The organism is Agrobacterium sp. FDAARGOS_525, from assembly GCF_003938925.1.
Classification (GTDB): domain Bacteria; phylum Pseudomonadota; class Alphaproteobacteria; order Rhizobiales; family Rhizobiaceae; genus Agrobacterium; species Agrobacterium pusense.
The window spans coordinates 1,584,683-1,599,976 of sequence record NZ_RKIU01000004.1; the positions used below are offsets into that span (position 1 = coordinate 1,584,683).

Here is a 15,294-nt window from a genome sequence, read left to right on the forward strand (position 1 = left end):
TCAGGCTGTGGAGTTCCTCGCCGGTTTCGGAAAGCTTTCTGCACTCAATATATAGTCATCGGCGGCGGAAAGAGCGTGTTCCATATGCCCTTCGAACACCAGTTCCGGTTCGTTCGGTGCTATTACAATTTCCGGCATGCCGCCGAAACGCACTGCTTGCGATTGCGCCAGCCCGTCGCGCAGGCCGCTTTCCAGGAGGTCGAAATAACGCGTGCCGGGGCCGGTGATGAAAACCGGCATATGACCATGCAGGCTGAAGAGGCGTGAAAGGCCGTTGCCGAGCGCCAGCCCAGCGGTGCGGAACGCAAACCGCGCCATGCGTCCCCCCGCGCGGGCTGAAGCGGCGATCTTGTCCACCTCGGCTATCGGCACGAACTTCGCAGGTTCGGCCTGCGGTGGGGCCTCGAAAGCCGAGCGCAGGATGGCGTAGAAGCCGGAATAAGCCTCGATGCAGCCCTTGGTGCCGCAGCGGCACAAGGCGCCGTCGGCCAGATGCAGCATATGTCCGAAGTTGGGGGCGCTGACCTCGATCATGCCGCCCGTTGCACGGGCGACGCCAAGGCCAATACTATGGCCGAGCGACAGGGTAACAAGGGCATCCGGCGCGGGATTGCCCTTCGCATGCTCTCCCATCCAGATGGCTTTTGCGGCCAGCAGCGTCTCGTTGTTCAACGTCACGCGGGTGCGCCCGTCTTGCGAAACAAGCTGCCGGAAATCTATCTTTTCGTCGCCGAGAACCGGAGACCAGAGAAGCGTTGCCGCGCCCGCATCCACCAGCCCCTTGCTGCTGATCGAGACCTGGAGAATATCATGACTGTCGATGCGTGAGCGGTCGGCAAGCCGTGCAAGGCCGCCAAGGATCGCGCCGCCGAACGTGCCTTTTTCAGCGGCGATCCTCTGTTCGGTAAAGCGGTCCACCAGCTTGCCGGCATAATCGACCAGCGAATATTGCACGCTATCTGAAGAAATGATGACGATGGCGACGTGACAGAAAGCCCCGCGTGGCCCGAAGAGAATTCGCGGCCGGCCCCGACCGGCGGTTGCGAGCTGTTCCTTCCGTAATATGAGGCCCGCCCGCTCAAGCTCGGTGGTGATGGCGGAAACGGTTGCTGAAGCAAGCCCGGTGAAAGTCGACATGTCCGTATGGGAGAGACTGCCGTGCAGGCGCAGTGCTGCCATCACCGACAGGCTGTTTTTCTGGCGCACCAGTTCCGTGCTTGCAATGGCGGACATGGGCTGGGGCATGCTCCCTGAACGGCCTTTTTCCTGTCGTGCTAGACCTGTCCATGGCGCATGTGCTGGACAAGATCAAGGCACCCGGATGCTGCCCGCAGCCGTTGTTGACAGCATGGGGAATCTCTGACATTAATTTTCTCGACTGTCGAGAAAATTGTGAAACCACAACGACCGGCAGCTTTTTCAGGCGTTTTCCCCGCATGGAGGTGTGGGGCAGCGCTCTTACCGGGAGGACATCATGAATTCATTCGCCAAGCTTCTGGCGGGTACAGCCGTACTCGTTTCCCTGCATACGGCCGCTATTGCGGCTGACCTCGTCGTCGGCGTATCCTGGTCGAATTTCCAGGAAGAGCGCTGGAAGACCGATGAGGCGGCCATCAAGGCGGCCCTCGACAAGGCAGGCGCAAAGTATATCTCCGCCGATGCGCAGTCATCCGCGGCCAAGCAGCTAACTGATGTGGAATCGTTGATTTCCCAGGGCGCCAACGCGCTGATCATCCTGGCGCAGGACAGCGACGCCATCGGCCCGGCTGTTGAAAAGGCGGTTGCCGAGGGTATTCCGGTTGTCGGTTATGACCGTCTGATCGAAAACAAGAACGCCTTCTACATCACCTTCGACAACAAGGAAGTCGGTCGTCTGCAGGCAGCCGAAGTCTTCAAGGTGAAGCCGGAAGGCAACTATGTTTTCATCAAGGGCTCATCTTCCGATCCGAACGCGGATTTCCTCTTTGCGGGCCAGCAGGAAGTGCTGAAGGCGGCCATTGACGGCGGCAAGATCAAGAATGTCGGCGAAGCCTATACCGATGGCTGGAAGCCGGAAAATGCCCAGAAGAACATGGAACAGTTCCTGACCAAGAACAACAACAAGGTCGATGCGGTCGTCGCCTCGAATGACGGCACGGCCGGTGGCGCAATCGCCGCGCTCGCGGCGCAGGGCTTGGCGGGGTCGGTCCCGGTTTCCGGGCAGGATGCCGATTTCGCCGCGCTGAACCGCGTCGCGCTCGGCACACAGACCGTCTCAGTCTGGAAGGACAGCCGCGAACTCGGCAAGGAAGCAGCCGGCATCGCGCTGGAACTGGCCGGTGGCAAGAAGATGACGGAGATCAAGGGCGTCACCGCTTTTGACGGAGGTCCGAAGAAGGTGACGATGCAGTCGGTGTTCCTCAAGCCGATCGCCATCACCAAGGACAATCTGAACGTCGTTATCGATGCGGGATGGATCAAGAAGGAAACCGCCTGCCAGGGCGTGAAGGCCGGGTCCGTCAAGGCCTGCGACTGATCGAATATGTCCCGGTTCGGGCGCCGCGCCGTGGTTCATGGCGCGGCGCCCTTTAAGATGTGAGGAGCACCGGCAGTTCATGGCCGATATGACCCAATCCAATTCCACAGCGTCCGCCAAGACGGAAAAGACCGGCTCGATTGCGCGCTTCATCAGCGCCACGGAACTCGATACCCGCCTGCTCGGTATGGTCGGCGCACTTCTTCTGATCTGGATCGGATTTCATATCCTGTCCGGCGGCCTGTTCCTGACGCCGCGAAATCTCTGGAACCTTTCCGTGCAGACGGCGTCCGTGGCCGTTATGGCAACCGGCATGGTCCTCGTCATCGTCACCCGCAACATCGATCTCTCGGTGGGTTCCATCCTTGGTTTTTCGGGTATGATCATGGGTGTCATGCAGGCGGAAATCCTGCCGCAGATCCTTGGCTTCGAACATTGGGCCACATGGATTGTCACGCTTGCGGTCGGCATTCTCGTCGGCGGCGCGATCGGCATGTTGCAGGGCTCCATCATCGCCTTCCTCAACGTACCCTCCTTCATCGTCACGCTCGGTGGCCTGCTCGTCTGGCGCGGCGGCACGTGGTTCATCACCAGCGGCCGCACGGTGGCGCCGATGGATTCCACCTTCCGCCTGATGGGGGGCGGCACCAGCGGCTCGATCGGTGCGACATGGAGCTGGATAGCCGCGGCCGTCGCCTGCGTCGCCATTGTGGCGGCAATCCTGAATTCACGTCATCAGCGCCGACGTTTCGGCTTTCCGCTACGGCCCGTCTGGGCGGAGTATTTTCTGGCTGCGCTCGGATGCCTTGTCGTCATCGGTTTCGTGGCCGTCGTCAACAGCTACCCATGGCCGGTCAACATTGCCCGCAACTATGCCGATGCCAACGGCATCGCCTGGCCGGATGGCGGCCTGTTCATTCCGCACGGCATCGCCATTCCCGTTTTGATGGCGCTCGCCGTCGGTGCGGTCATGACCTTCATCGCCACACGGCTTCGTTTCGGACGGTATGTCTTCGCCATCGGCGGCAACCCTGAAGCTGCCGAACTTGCCGGCATCAAGACCCGCTGGGTCACCGTGAAGATCTTCACGCTGATGGGGGTTCTGTGCGCCATCGCCGCGGCGATTTCAACCGCTCGCCTCAATGCCGCTACCAATGCCCAGGGTGAGCTCGATGAACTCTACACCATCGCGGCAGCCGTCATCGGCGGCACCTCGCTTGCCGGCGGCGTCGGAACCATAGCGGGTGCGATGCTCGGCGCGCTCGTCATGCAGTCGCTGCAATCCGGCATGGTGCTGGTGGGCATCGATACGCCCTTCCAGCGCATCGTCGTCGGTGTGGTTCTGGTCGTCGCCGTCTGGCTCGACACCATCTACCGCGCCCGCGCCAAGTAAGAACCGAGGAGAACTCCTATGACGGACCAAGTCACGCCCCTCGTGGAAATGCGCAATATTTCCATTTCCTTCGGCGGCATCCACGCGGTGGAAAACGCCTCTGTCGATCTTTTCCCCGGCGAGGTTGTCGCCCTTCTCGGCCATAACGGTGCAGGCAAATCGACCCTGATCAAGATACTCTCAGGCGCCTATCGGCGCGATAGCGGCGATATCCTCATCAATGGCGAAGAGGCGGATATCCGCAATCCCCGTGACGCCAAGAAATATGGCATCGAGACCATCTACCAGACGCTTGCCGTGGCCGACAATGTCGATGCGGCAGCCAATCTTTATCTCGGCCGCGAGCTGAAGACGAAATGGGGCACGCTGGACGATGTCGCCATGGAAGCCTCCGCGCGTGAGGTCATGGGACGTCTCAACCCGAATTTTCGGCGGTTCAAGGAGCCGGTAAAGGCGCTGTCCGGCGGCCAGCGGCAGTCCGTTGCCATTGCTCGTGCCATTCTCTTTGACGCCCGCATCCTTATCATGGACGAACCGACGGCGGCGCTCGGTCCGCAGGAGACCGCGCAGGTCGGCGATCTCGTCAAGGAGCTGAAACGGCAGGGCATCGGCATCTTTCTCATCAGCCACGATATTCACGACGTTTTCGATCTCGCCGATCGTGTGTTCGTGATGAAAAACGGCAAGGTGGTGGGCCATGCCCGCACCCAGGATGTGACCAAGGACGAAGTGCTCGGGATGATCATTCTGGGCAAGGTGCCTGCGGGTGCCGTGGCAGGCCCCGGCGCGGTCGTATCCTGACTGTCGAATATTCCGTCCGAAGACGCGCAAATCCGAAGCGGCTTCGGACTTCCTTTCGCAGCGCTTGTTGATGACAAAGGCCCGGTGGTAAGCCGGGCCTTTGTCATTGGATTTGCAGAAAACCGGAAGCGCTACCGACGGACCGGCCGCGCCGGAGCGGCACGAAAAAAGCGGACCGACGCCTCATGACCGGAGATCGAGATGGAGGCGCTCAATCCTGCAGATTACGCCGGCCGCCTGTTCAATGCAGGTCGGCCGGAGCGAAACCACCCCCATTCGCCTCCGCGGCTGTGAGCGGCAGGCCGTGCTGATTGATGTCCTGGGCGAGCGACAACAAGGCCATTTCCAGGAAATAGGTCGACATGCCGAGTTCCAGAGATTTCGACCGCTGGCATAGGTAGGAAACCATCCGCCCAAGCGCCAGAATCTCGTCTGCATCGTCCTGTTCAAGTACTGCTGTGGTAGGCGTGACCATGATTCCCTCTCGACAGTCGACAGTATGAGAACGCGTGAAACCGCGTTGTTCATTTTCGACCACATCGAGCGTCACGCGAGCGTCACACCTGCGTCAATCGTCGTTTTTGGTTTCCGCGGTGCCAGCATTTTCAATGGCTTCGGAAGCTGCCAATGATGTGACGAGGGCAACAATGCTCTTGCGCACGGCGGCGCTCCTGATGCGCGAAAAGGCCTGGTTGAGCGAAAAACCTTCGTTGGAGGCGACAAATGTCTGCATGGCGTTGATCGAGCCGAGGGCCGGATTGGCTTCTCCGCCGTCGGGCGTGGCATTGGCGAATAGCGAGCTGACCTCCACACCGAGGATGGATGCTATGGCCTGCAGGCGTGATGCGCCGACGCGATTGGCGCCTTTTTCGTATTTCTGCACCTGCTGAAAGGTGATGCCCAATCGCCCGGCCAGCGCGCTCTGGCTCATGCCGAGCGACTTGCGGCGCATTCTGATTTGCGCGCCCACATGCACATCGATCGGGCTGGGTAGTTTCGCTTGCATTACAAATTCCTCCGGCTGTGAGGGCTAAATTCGATGATCGTCAATTAATATTGTCGAAGGTATACATTCAACACAATTTCCACGGGTATTATGAACCTTTATTGCCAAAAGAACAGGGTTTTTCATCTGGAATCGATTGTCAGAGGCCCCGCATTATAACCTTTGTAGCGCAGCGCAACGCCCCGTTGCGGCTTGCAAGATGACTGAATCCCAAAACGCCGATCGCACGAAAGCCGAGGCTTTCCCATATGCGCCGATTTTCCGCATCGAAGTTCGTGAGCAGTTCCAGATCGCCGAAATGCGGAACCCAGACCAACGGCTGGGTCTCGCCGTTGCGCGTCACGTTTTCAAGGAGGACGTTGTTGTAAAGCCTCGGCAGGCATTTGTTGGTGTCGATGGTGGGCAAAACCGGCACGGGATTTCGCAGGATGGCGAAACCCTGGCGCGCGAGTGAAAGAGCAGAAGCGTCCAGCTTCCGTTTCAGCTCCTCGGCGGCACGGGGGTAGCGCATGTCACCGGCTTCCGGATCGGCGACCAGCAGAAGCGGCCGCCCGTCGCGCCGAAGTCCAGTTATCGAAACGAACTGATCGACGTGGAAACCGCACTGGTGGATGTTCCTGGCGGCCATTGCCGGTCCGGACCCCGTCTGCGAAAGGTCGGGTTGGACTGTTTCGCCGAGGTCTTCCGGCCTATAGCCGAAGCTGAAGACGGCCCGTGCGTCAAGAGCCTCGATCCGCAGCCAACGACGTGAAAGGGTGGCCGGCGCGCTTCGCGCGCTTTCTGCGCCGCCCTGCAGGCTGGCGTGGCCGACCAGCCGGTAATCCGGGCCGACAAGTTGGTTGCCGCCGGGCAAGATGACATCGGAGATTGCGGTCGCGAAGCCTAAACGGGCTGCAAGCGCCTGGCTTATAGCGCTCTCCCCGCTTGAGACCAATTCCGGTGTCAGGGCGTCTGCGCGCAGCCGGACATGGAACATATCCTGTATCCACGGGTGCGGAACGGTGCCGGGTTCATCAAGCGTCACCAAGTCTACCTGGCACGTGACAGCGAGACGATCGAGCCAGCTCCGCGCGGCTGCAAGGCACGGACGATCAACCAGCAGAAGAACCGCGACATTTCGCGGCAGGGTCAAAAGCAGGTTACCGATGGGAGCAAGAGGTGAAACGGTGAAGCCCATCCCGGCGTCGGCAAACCAGGCGGCGGGCAGCGAGAGCGCGATCGTCTCGATGAGGCCGCCGCAATCGGCTATCAGAGGCGAAGGCCGATCAGTGGTCACCGCGTGGACCTCCTGCGGTCCGTCCGGACGCCAATTGCTGGAAGAAGAGAGTATTCTGGAATTTCCAGCCTGGCGGTGGCGGGGTTGGTAACGCGCCGCCGTTCAGCATGGCCAGAAGCAGGGCGGCGTCGTTTCGTTTGACGGAAACAGCATGAGCGGCGAGAAGATTTGCCGCCTCGGCTTCGAGACCGGCCTCCGTGGTGACAGAGCGCCAGGTTCTGCGGGTGAAATGCAGAGAGCGGGCGGCATGCAACAGGGCGTTCCGCTCTGCGAGCCCGAAGGAGGTTCCGCATGCCGCGAGCGTTGCTTCTGCGTCAACCAGCGCGACAGTGAGCGGGCTGTAACCGAGCTCTCTTGGGGCGTGGTTCACGGCCACATCGGCATCGGAAAAACGCCGTCCATCCAGATAGTCTTCGAAGACGTGACCAATGCCGATCATGCCAAAGGCGGCGCATTCCGCCGCGCGCAGCGCGCCCATGCTGGCGGCACCGCAAACGGTGACGCCTGATGAAAGCGCGTAAAGGATTTCCTTGTGCCAGACGGCGGCGCAATCGCCATAAAGCCCATCGATCAGCCCAATGACCTTGATGCCTTGACGGACCGCATCGAGAATATCGCCGCATGCCGCCGGGCCGCGAAGATCGAGGCCGGCGAACTGGCCGGCAATGCCGTGGATGGATGGGCCCGCAAAAACCACCGGTCTCATGTCGTCCCCCCGGCCTTCAGAAAACCCTCGAGCGTTCGTTGCGATAGGCGTTGCATTCCGCGGCTGAGCGGGGCCAGCCCGCTTGCCAGGACGCGCACGACGTGCAGCCCGGAAAGGCCCGTTTCCAGCGTAAAAACATGGACATCGTCGATGCCACGCGCAAAAAGGTGTTCCGCAAGCTGGCGCCATGGCGGCAAAGAGGTTTCGAAACGCGATAAGTCGAGACTGCCCGGCGCCTGTTCTGCCTGATTTGCCCCGGGGGCCACGGGCTTGGAAGCAACCCCGTCACGCCGATAACGAAGCGGGGAGAGATCGTCGCGGGCACCACTAATATCCGTCAACCGCGACTGGACCGCCTCCAGTAGCGCAGCAAGCGCGGCGTCGTAAACGTCGGGACGGCAGGCCGCCCCGGCAGCGCTGCGGGTCGCCGGCCCATCCTGCGCATGAAGCGACCGCGGCAGGCTTGCCATCACCACCGGCACGCCGAGCGCATTTGTCATGTCAAAGAAGGAAGGCGGCAGACCGAGGTCCGAAAGATGCCGGACAAGCCTGTCGAATGATGTTTCGACGCCCGCTGGCAACAGGATCGGTCTGGGGCTGACGGCGCGGGTTTCGAAAGCGTCAACGAGAAAGCAGGCGTCGTTTTCGATCAATTCCTGCAGGGCATGGAGGACGGCGTGGTCATGATTGAAACCGGCTGCGAGGCCCTGCGAACTCATGAGGAAGGCTTGCCGGTCCCAGGGGAAATCCGCTCGAAAATCCATGCCGATCAGCTCATAGGGAGCGTAGATCTCCTGCTGCCGACGAACCGATGTTCCCTTCACCCACGCGCGTTCACGCTGGGGGTTGAGCATGTCCATATCGACCCTGCCAACGCTCTCGAAGGGGATAAGGGGAAAACCCCTGTCGCGCATATCCTGGATTGAGCCGAATGCGGCCGTGTGTCTGCGGGTATCCTCGGCAACCGCGCCTTCGATCGCCTCCATCACGGCAGAGAGCCTCGCCTGCGCCGGAACCAGTCCCTTGCCCTGTGACACCGATAAACCGCGCGAATTGGGGCGAACCGCAAACCAGACGGGTATGCCGACAATATCGAGGCCGGTCACGTCGCCGACACGGGTAATCCCGAACCGCCGGAGCAGTTCGGGATCGAAGATGGAAGCGTCTGCATCACCTTTGTCCGTTGTCGCTGACATGGAAGGACCTTGAGTGGTCAAGGCTTCACAATCGCCGTCAGGGCGCGGCGTTCGGGTCGTCGGCAAGGATCGCGTCGAACAATTCGCCGGTGATCGAACCCGCGGGCCCGACTGCCTTCAGTGCCGCTTCGATCGGCGTCAGCACCATGCGGTTGAAATCCCAGCCGGCATCGACCACTTCACCGATAAAGGCGAAATCGGCTTCGGACACGACGGCGCCGCCTGAGACAAGCGCCTCGATGCCTTGAATCTGAACCTGGTCCAGCTCGGCTTCAGGTTGGCCGTCCTGGCGGACAAGCATGGCCTTGGCTGCTGCAGCCACGCGGGCGTAACCATCCACGCCGGGGTGGCTCGCCTCATAGGCGGTGATCGTTTCGTGCGATACCGAAGCAACTCTGACCGGCGTGGTGCGAATGAACAGAACGCCAAAACCCTTTTTCCCGAAGATAAAGAAATGCGACGACATATTCTCTCCTATTTGATCCCGGCTAAACGAAGCGCTTGATAAAATTTTTCGTTTGCTACCGGGTCGCGGTCCGGAGACAGGCTGCTGATCTCCCTTGCCGTCATGCCCGGATAGTTTTCCTGAAGTCTGCTGCCGGCTTCCCGGGCGGCGGCCAGATCACCGTGGAGCGCGTGACTTGCGGTCAGAACTCGCAGCGCGGGCTCATCGTCTTCCATGCGACCGCAGAGTTCCACCGCGGCCCCATAATCCTCGCGCTTGAATGCGATGCTGGCGCCAGCCCACCAGTAAATATCGGGGGCGAGCGGGTTGAGGTCGATGGCCTGCTGAAATTTTTCCCACGCGACTTCCGCCTCACCGAAATGGGCGAGCGCATCGGCATGCTGGAGAAGCAGGTCGGCTGAGTTTGGGGCGAGCGCTTCCGCCTCGAAGAATTTCTCGGCGGACATGTCGAAATCCCGCTGATAAAGCGCCACCACCGCGCACATCCAGTGGCCGACGCCGAGGGCCGGATCAATCTCCACAGAGGCGTCAGCCTCGGCCTTGGCGCGGTGCAGCAGGTGAGGGTCATTACCGCCCAGCATCAGCCACTCCAGTTGCAGACTTTGCGCAACGCGGGCGCGGGCGACCGCCATTCCGTGATCGAGATCGACAGCCTTGCGGAACATCGAGCGGGCCCTGCGCAGGAGCGGCAGGTCGCATTTGCCGCGCAGAAGCTGCTGGCCCTCCAGCAATTGCCGGTAAGCCACGCCACTGTGGTTGCGGTCGGGTTCCACCTGAAGCCGCTCGATCTCCCGCGCAAGCGCAGCAGCCACCTGTTTGGACAGCAGCCGGAAGGCAGCGTGGATGTGCCTTTCGGTCAGCACCGCCTCCAGCGACCAGACGATTTCACCGGTCGTTTCCTCGATCAGCGCCACGGACATGCGGGCATCGTCAAAAACTGTCGACGTGATGCGATAATCGGCCCGCAACATGGCATATCCGTCATCCGCCCGGTCATGCGAGAGCGCGAAGGTACTGTGCGGTGAAAGGACGGTGAAGGTCCGATACCGCACAAGGCTGTTTGCGACGTCTTCGACAAAGGCCTGCATCACCGGTGAAACGGATAGCCCGTCCACCCGCGCCGGCCGGCAGAAAGCCACGCGCGGTTTTGCCAGCGATTGCCGGCGACTGCTTTCCTCCGGCTCGGCGGGGGTCGCGATTGTCGCGGTGAGGCTTTGTATTCGCCGCCTCAGCGCGACGGTTTCGGCTTCCGGCGGGCGTCCCTCCTGGCGGAGCTGTTCCAGCAACAGCTGGTACATGCTCTCGCAACCGCTGATATTGCCGATCCGCGCATAGGAGGCCATGGCGGCACGATAGGTTTCTTCGCGCTCCGGCTCGATATTGCGCGCGCGCTCGGAAAGTCTGGCGATATCATTCGAGCTGGCGCGACCGAAGCGGGTCAGCTCCTCAAGAAGCTGCGTGTAGCTCGAAAAAAACAGGTCCTTGAGACGGCGACGCTCTGAAAGCAGCCAGAGGTAGAGATGGTCCTGGCCGGCATCCAGTCCCTCCAGAAGGTCGCCGCCGAACTCCAGAAGGGCCTTCAGCCGCCGCATCGGGTCTTCGGCTCTCGCATCGGCGAGAAAAAGCGCGAGGTCGGTGCGCTGCGCCAGCTTTCCGGCCTTCAGATCATTCCCTTCCGTCAGCAGAATGGCCTCGTCGTCGCCGAAGAGTTTCTGAAGGCGCAGAATGAGCTGCCGCAAATTGCCGAGGGCCCTTTTTTGCTCGACATCTTCCCACAGCAGCGATGCGAGGTGCTGGCGCGACAGGGACTGGTTGGGAGCAAGGATCAGGGCGGCCGTGAGGGCAAAACCCTTGGACGGAAAAAATGCCTCCCGCACCGCTTCACAGCGCGGGGTGCCAAAAAGCCGGATCGCTATCAGTTCATCGTTCCCAGCCACTTTCGTCCCCCTTGAATCACCATCTAACAACGTGCCCGGGAAATTGAAAGTCATCATAGCATTCGATTTGACGCTGGTGTGACGCCGCCTGCCTATTGTCGCAAACGGAAGCGTGAATGACGGGCGGAACCGGCAGGCGACAGGTATCGGGGATCATCGAAAGTGATAGCGTTCAACGGAAGCTACATGGCATTCGAGCCGCGTATTGAGCCTTACCAGCGCGCCGATGACGTCGGATACGCGGTTAGTGAATTCATGTGGTTCAAGGGCCGCCCGTTTTATCCGGTCTCGGCGCTGGTTCACGCGAAGGTCGCGCATGCAAGGCTGTCGGCGGAAAAATGCGATGATCAGGATGAGGACAATCTCGACATTCTCTTCCGCATGCCTGCCGTGGCGGGCGGACACTTCTTCGAGATCGTGCTGCGTTCGAACGAAGGCACTTTCTATGGCGGCTGGCTGTGGGGAGAGGAACTGGAAATCCTGAACGAGGTGGTCAACGGCTATCGCGTTCTGGCGGGTAAATTCGACGACAGGCTCATCCGGTTCGAATATTCCAGACGTTTTCAGCGTTACCGGACGGTGGAGCCGCTGCCGGTGGAGAAATCAGTTTTCCTGATCCAGCGGGAGGCGAAACCTCACCCGGGCGGGCGGAATTTTCCCGCGGGCGCGGCGCGCTGATTGCGGGGTGCTTCGCGTTCAGGGGAGAACGCGGCGCGCGGGCAGAGGGGGTTCGGTAGATTCACCTGGCAGAGCTCAGGCTTGGTCGGGGAATACCGGTGCATATTTTTATTTTTATTGTGTGGAAAATTATGATGCCCAATCAAGGTAACGTGCGTAACAGGCGGGTGTCATCGCAGCTTCTGGCGGTGAATAGCGCTTCCGACAGCCGTGCGTTTTCGACGGAGCGCGCCGAGGGGGAACCACGTCCGCAAGCTCATAAAGACAGGCTTCATGTCGTGGAAGAGGCGGAAGCCGGGCTGGCGTTCCCGCCGCGCCCGCCGGAAGTGCGCGAGGCAGAAGAAGCGGGACGCCGGGCGGAAATCAGCAACATGGTCGTCGACGCCGATATCAGGGTCGCGAAATGGGCATGGGCAGTGCTTGCGATTGGACATTGTCTGCTGATCTATTTCATGGTGCGTAATCTCGGTTGACTCCTCCTGCCCAAACGGGCTTCAACAGCCGATATCGTCCGCCACTAATTCGGGCATCGGAACTTGGAGAGTGTCGCACCCCCGAAACTGAGTGGATATCCAGTCCGGCTCCTCCGCAGCCCTGTAGCGCCGCTTCCGCCACGTCGATTTGCGGACTTCGCTCAGCGGAATGTCATAAAGCTGTAAATGAACAAACTTAATTGAGTGATCGGTCTCGATGGAGACGCATCACCACGGTCCACCCGTTGGCCTCGCCGGCGGGCACGGACTTTTCTTATCACGTCGCTTCGGCCGAGACAGACCATGTCTGTGCTGGCCGGCCTGATCTTTCGGTGCGGCATGACGCGCTGCGCGGTCGCGCGAATTCGCATGACTTTTTTAGCTCTGGAGATGACGAAGTGAGCAATCTTATTGGTACCGGTTTTAACGCCGGCTCGGACGATGGCGAGTTCGCCACGCTTGAAAACGATTTGCGTGCCCTTGCCGATATTGGCTGCGACACCGTCGAAATCGCCGCCACCAGCCTCGACGTGATTGCCGGCGGCCGCATCATCGAGGAGCGCGCGGACCGTCTCGTGTCGCTCGCAAGGCAGTTCGATTTCCGTTACACGGTGCACGGCCTGGTTTCATCCAACTTCATGGATCCGGTGACCTGCCGCTACCAGATCGATGCCGCGAAGGCGCTTGCCGTTCTCTGTGACCGCATCGGTGCGGGTATTCTTGTCCAGCATGGCGGCGCGCTGCGCGCTGACCAGATCGCCGAGCGGGCAGAGGCCGATCATCGTGAACGCGACGCGCTTTTCGAACTCGCAGAATTCTGCCGGCCCTATCGTGTGCGGATTGCGCTCGAAAATATCTTCACCACCGAACCCGGCCAATACCGCCAGACACCGGCTGAGGTGGCAGCGACCGTTAAGGCTGTCGGCCACGACAATGTCGTGGCGCTGATCGACTTCAGCCATGCATATCTCGAATCCACTTATCGTGGCCTGGACTTCCGTGAACAGCTTCGTGCGATGGCGCCGGTCGCCGGTCATCTCCATGTCCACGATTCCTTCGGCCGGCCGCAGGGTTTCTACCAGCCCTATTTTCCGCAGGAAAACACAGCGCTCGGCATCGGCGATCTGCATATGCCGCTCGGCTGGGGCGACATCGAATGGGAGAGCATCTTCTCCGAACTGACCTTCCTGCCTGACACCGTTCTGATGATGGAAATCGGCCGTCGCTATCGGGCCGAGCAGCCCGCAAGCCTCGAAACGGCGCGGCGTCTGATGACGCTTAACGCCGAACGGACACTGCTCGCAGCAGAGTAAGGGAACCGAATTGCGCGCGGCCGCGATCGGCCGACGCCGGAGATACCGGCAGTTGCGGACGCGGCTGCCGGAATTCTGTTCACGCTGCCCAGTCGGAGAGCGAATAGGCCCTGATGTAGTCGATCATCATTTGCGAACCGTCGCTGAAATCACCTGCCGAGGGTGTTCCCGCCATGCCGCCGACGGCAAGATTGACGACCATGTACATCGGATCATGCATATCGTCAGGCGTATCCGTTTGCGCAACGGCGACATCATCGAAATACCAGGTGATGTGTTCGGCATCCCACAACACGCCGTATGTGTGAAACCCCTCCGTGCTCGGCACGCTGACATTGTTGATGACAGAAGTCTGTTCGCCGGTCGCATTCGAATGTGTGGACATGATGAGCGTATTGGGATTTTGGCCGCGCATTTCGATGACGTCCAGTTCCGGCGGCCACGACCCGTCTTCCGGCAGAAGCCAGAAGGCCGGCCAGGCACCGCGATCGGTCGGCATATCGGCGCGAATTTCAAAATATCCATAGGTCTGGCTGAAGGAGGAATAGGTGTTCAGCATCCCGGAGGTGTAATCATATCCCTCGACCTCGTCGGCGATCGATTGCGGGGTCTCGGCAGCCGTGATGGTCAGGACGCCGTTTCTGACGCTGAACGGGTCTACCTCCGACGTACCGGTATATGCCGGGTTGATGTACCACTGCGCCTCGCCATTCGTCGTCAGGGAACTGCCCTTCTCCGGTGCCCACCAATATTTGGCATCCCAGGTTCCCTGATCGCCGTTGCGCAGTGACAGCGTATCAAACTCGTCTGCAAAGGTTTGTGTCAGGGATGACCGGTCGAGGCTGAGCTCGAACTGGTCGGGCTGGATATCGTCTATGGTCGTTCCGGCCAAAACGACGGCTTCGCCATTCGAGAAATTCAGCCACAGATCATTGCCCTGCTGCGTGGCATTGCTTGCAAGCTGCTCGAAGGAGGTAATGCCGTAGCCATTGAGGCGGATCGTGTCATTGGCGCTGAAATCCATGATGAGATCGGTGCCATTGCCGCTCGTGAATACGAACGTATCCGCACCGCCGCCGCCAATCAGCACATCATTGCCGGCACCGCCGTCAATCGTCTGGCTGCCAGATCCGCCGGTGATGATATTGTCGAGCGAATTGCCGAAGGCATAACGGCCATCGCCGGTGACCCGCAAGTTTTCAAAATTTTCGGGAAGTGTATAGCTCATCCAGGTGTCGATCGTATCGATACCCTCTCCGGCATTTTCGACGGCGCGATTGATGCTGGAATAAAGATAATAAATATCGTCCCCGGTGCCGCCCGCCATTGTCACATTGACGGAACTGTCACCCCACATGGAATCATTGCCGGCCGTACCGGCAAGAAGCGGGCCGGAGCCCGTGGCGGAGAAAAATCCGGTGGAACTGCCGCTATAGTAGAGTGTGTCTCCAAGCGCATTCACAACTGTTCTGGCCATAAGCCTTCTCCTGTCCGTTTGCGTCGCTTCCTCCCTCCTCCTGAACAACAGCCTAAC

15 protein-coding genes are annotated in these 15,294 nt (G+C 60.3%); 6 read left to right on the plus strand and 9 right to left on the minus strand.

Annotated features, from left to right (window positions below; genetic code table 11):
- Window positions 1-1,233, minus strand: a complete 1,233-nt coding sequence (locus EGT36_RS23755) for an ROK family transcriptional regulator (protein ID WP_167497240.1) — start codon at window positions 1,231-1,233, stop codon at window positions 1-3.
- A 241-nt stretch (window positions 1,234-1,474) separates the two neighbouring features.
- On the opposite strand from EGT36_RS23755, the gene xylF reads away from it, so the two are divergent.
- The 3 genes from xylF to EGT36_RS23770 all read left to right on the plus strand — a co-directional run bounded on the left by xylF (window position 1,475) and on the right by EGT36_RS23770 (window position 4,709).
- Window positions 1,475-2,515: a D-xylose ABC transporter substrate-binding protein gene (gene xylF, locus EGT36_RS23760; protein WP_004445598.1), complete on the plus strand. Its 1,041-nt coding sequence runs from the start codon at window positions 1,475-1,477 to the stop codon at window positions 2,513-2,515.
- A 79-nt stretch (window positions 2,516-2,594) separates the two neighbouring features.
- Window positions 2,595-3,908, plus strand: coding sequence for a sugar ABC transporter permease (locus tag EGT36_RS23765; RefSeq protein WP_004445596.1), 1,314 nt, complete (start codon window positions 2,595-2,597; stop codon window positions 3,906-3,908).
- An 18-nt stretch (window positions 3,909-3,926) separates the two neighbouring features.
- On the plus strand, window positions 3,927-4,709 hold the full coding sequence (locus EGT36_RS23770; protein WP_004445595.1) for an ATP-binding cassette domain-containing protein: 783 nt from the start codon (window positions 3,927-3,929) through the stop codon (window positions 4,707-4,709).
- Between the two features lie 241 nt (window positions 4,710-4,950).
- Here the strand turns inward: EGT36_RS23770 and EGT36_RS23775 are convergent, their stop codons facing one another.
- From EGT36_RS23775 to EGT36_RS23805, 7 genes are all read right to left on the minus strand, one after another.
- The gene (locus tag EGT36_RS23775; protein WP_004445594.1) at window positions 4,951-5,184 is read right to left on the minus strand and encodes a hypothetical protein; all 234 of its coding nucleotides are present in this window, start codon (window positions 5,182-5,184) and stop codon (window positions 4,951-4,953) included.
- Between the two features lie 93 nt (window positions 5,185-5,277).
- On the minus strand, window positions 5,278-5,715 hold the full coding sequence (locus EGT36_RS23780; protein WP_006697702.1) for a helix-turn-helix domain-containing protein: 438 nt from the start codon (window positions 5,713-5,715) through the stop codon (window positions 5,278-5,280).
- Window positions 5,716-5,854: 139 nt separating this feature from the next.
- On the minus strand, window positions 5,855-6,991 hold the full coding sequence (locus EGT36_RS23785; protein WP_125271178.1) for a hypothetical protein: 1,137 nt from the start codon (window positions 6,989-6,991) through the stop codon (window positions 5,855-5,857).
- On the minus strand, window positions 6,981-7,697 hold the full coding sequence (locus EGT36_RS23790; protein ID WP_125271179.1) for a TfuA-like protein: 717 nt from the start codon (window positions 7,695-7,697) through the stop codon (window positions 6,981-6,983). Before EGT36_RS23790 ends, EGT36_RS23785 begins: the two co-directional genes overlap by 11 nt.
- A complete protein-coding gene (locus EGT36_RS23795; RefSeq protein ID WP_125271180.1) occupies window positions 7,694-8,893 on the minus strand; it encodes a YcaO-like family protein in 1,200 nt (399 codons plus the stop codon). Before EGT36_RS23795 ends, EGT36_RS23790 begins: the two co-directional genes overlap by 4 nt.
- Before the next feature lie 37 nt (window positions 8,894-8,930).
- On the minus strand, window positions 8,931-9,359 hold the full coding sequence (locus EGT36_RS23800) for a hypothetical protein (protein WP_125271181.1): 429 nt from the start codon (window positions 9,357-9,359) through the stop codon (window positions 8,931-8,933).
- An 8-nt stretch (window positions 9,360-9,367) separates the two neighbouring features.
- A complete protein-coding gene (locus EGT36_RS23805) occupies window positions 9,368-11,350 on the minus strand; it encodes a BTAD domain-containing putative transcriptional regulator (RefSeq protein ID WP_172965707.1) in 1,983 nt (660 codons plus the stop codon).
- Between the two features lie 132 nt (window positions 11,351-11,482).
- Between EGT36_RS23805 and EGT36_RS23810 the strand changes: the two genes are divergently transcribed.
- The 3 genes from EGT36_RS23810 to EGT36_RS23820 all read left to right on the plus strand — a co-directional run bounded on the left by EGT36_RS23810 (window position 11,483) and on the right by EGT36_RS23820 (window position 13,760).
- Entirely contained in the window at window positions 11,483-11,974 is a 492-nt protein-coding gene (locus EGT36_RS23810) for a hypothetical protein (protein ID WP_072493201.1), read from the plus strand.
- Between the two features lie 134 nt (window positions 11,975-12,108).
- Window positions 12,109-12,447, plus strand: coding sequence for a hypothetical protein (locus EGT36_RS23815; protein WP_125271183.1), 339 nt, complete (start codon window positions 12,109-12,111; stop codon window positions 12,445-12,447).
- Between the two features lie 398 nt (window positions 12,448-12,845).
- Window positions 12,846-13,760 (plus strand): TIM barrel protein, encoded by a 915-nt coding sequence (locus EGT36_RS23820; protein ID WP_172965708.1) that lies wholly within the window; start codon window positions 12,846-12,848, stop codon window positions 13,758-13,760.
- A 79-nt stretch (window positions 13,761-13,839) separates the two neighbouring features.
- Here the strand turns inward: EGT36_RS23820 and eglC are convergent, their stop codons facing one another.
- Window positions 13,840-15,237: an endo-1,3-1,4-beta-glycanase EglC gene (eglC, locus tag EGT36_RS23825; protein WP_034497169.1), complete on the minus strand. Its 1,398-nt coding sequence runs from the start codon at window positions 15,235-15,237 to the stop codon at window positions 13,840-13,842.
- Between the last annotated feature and the right edge of the window lie 57 nt (window positions 15,238-15,294).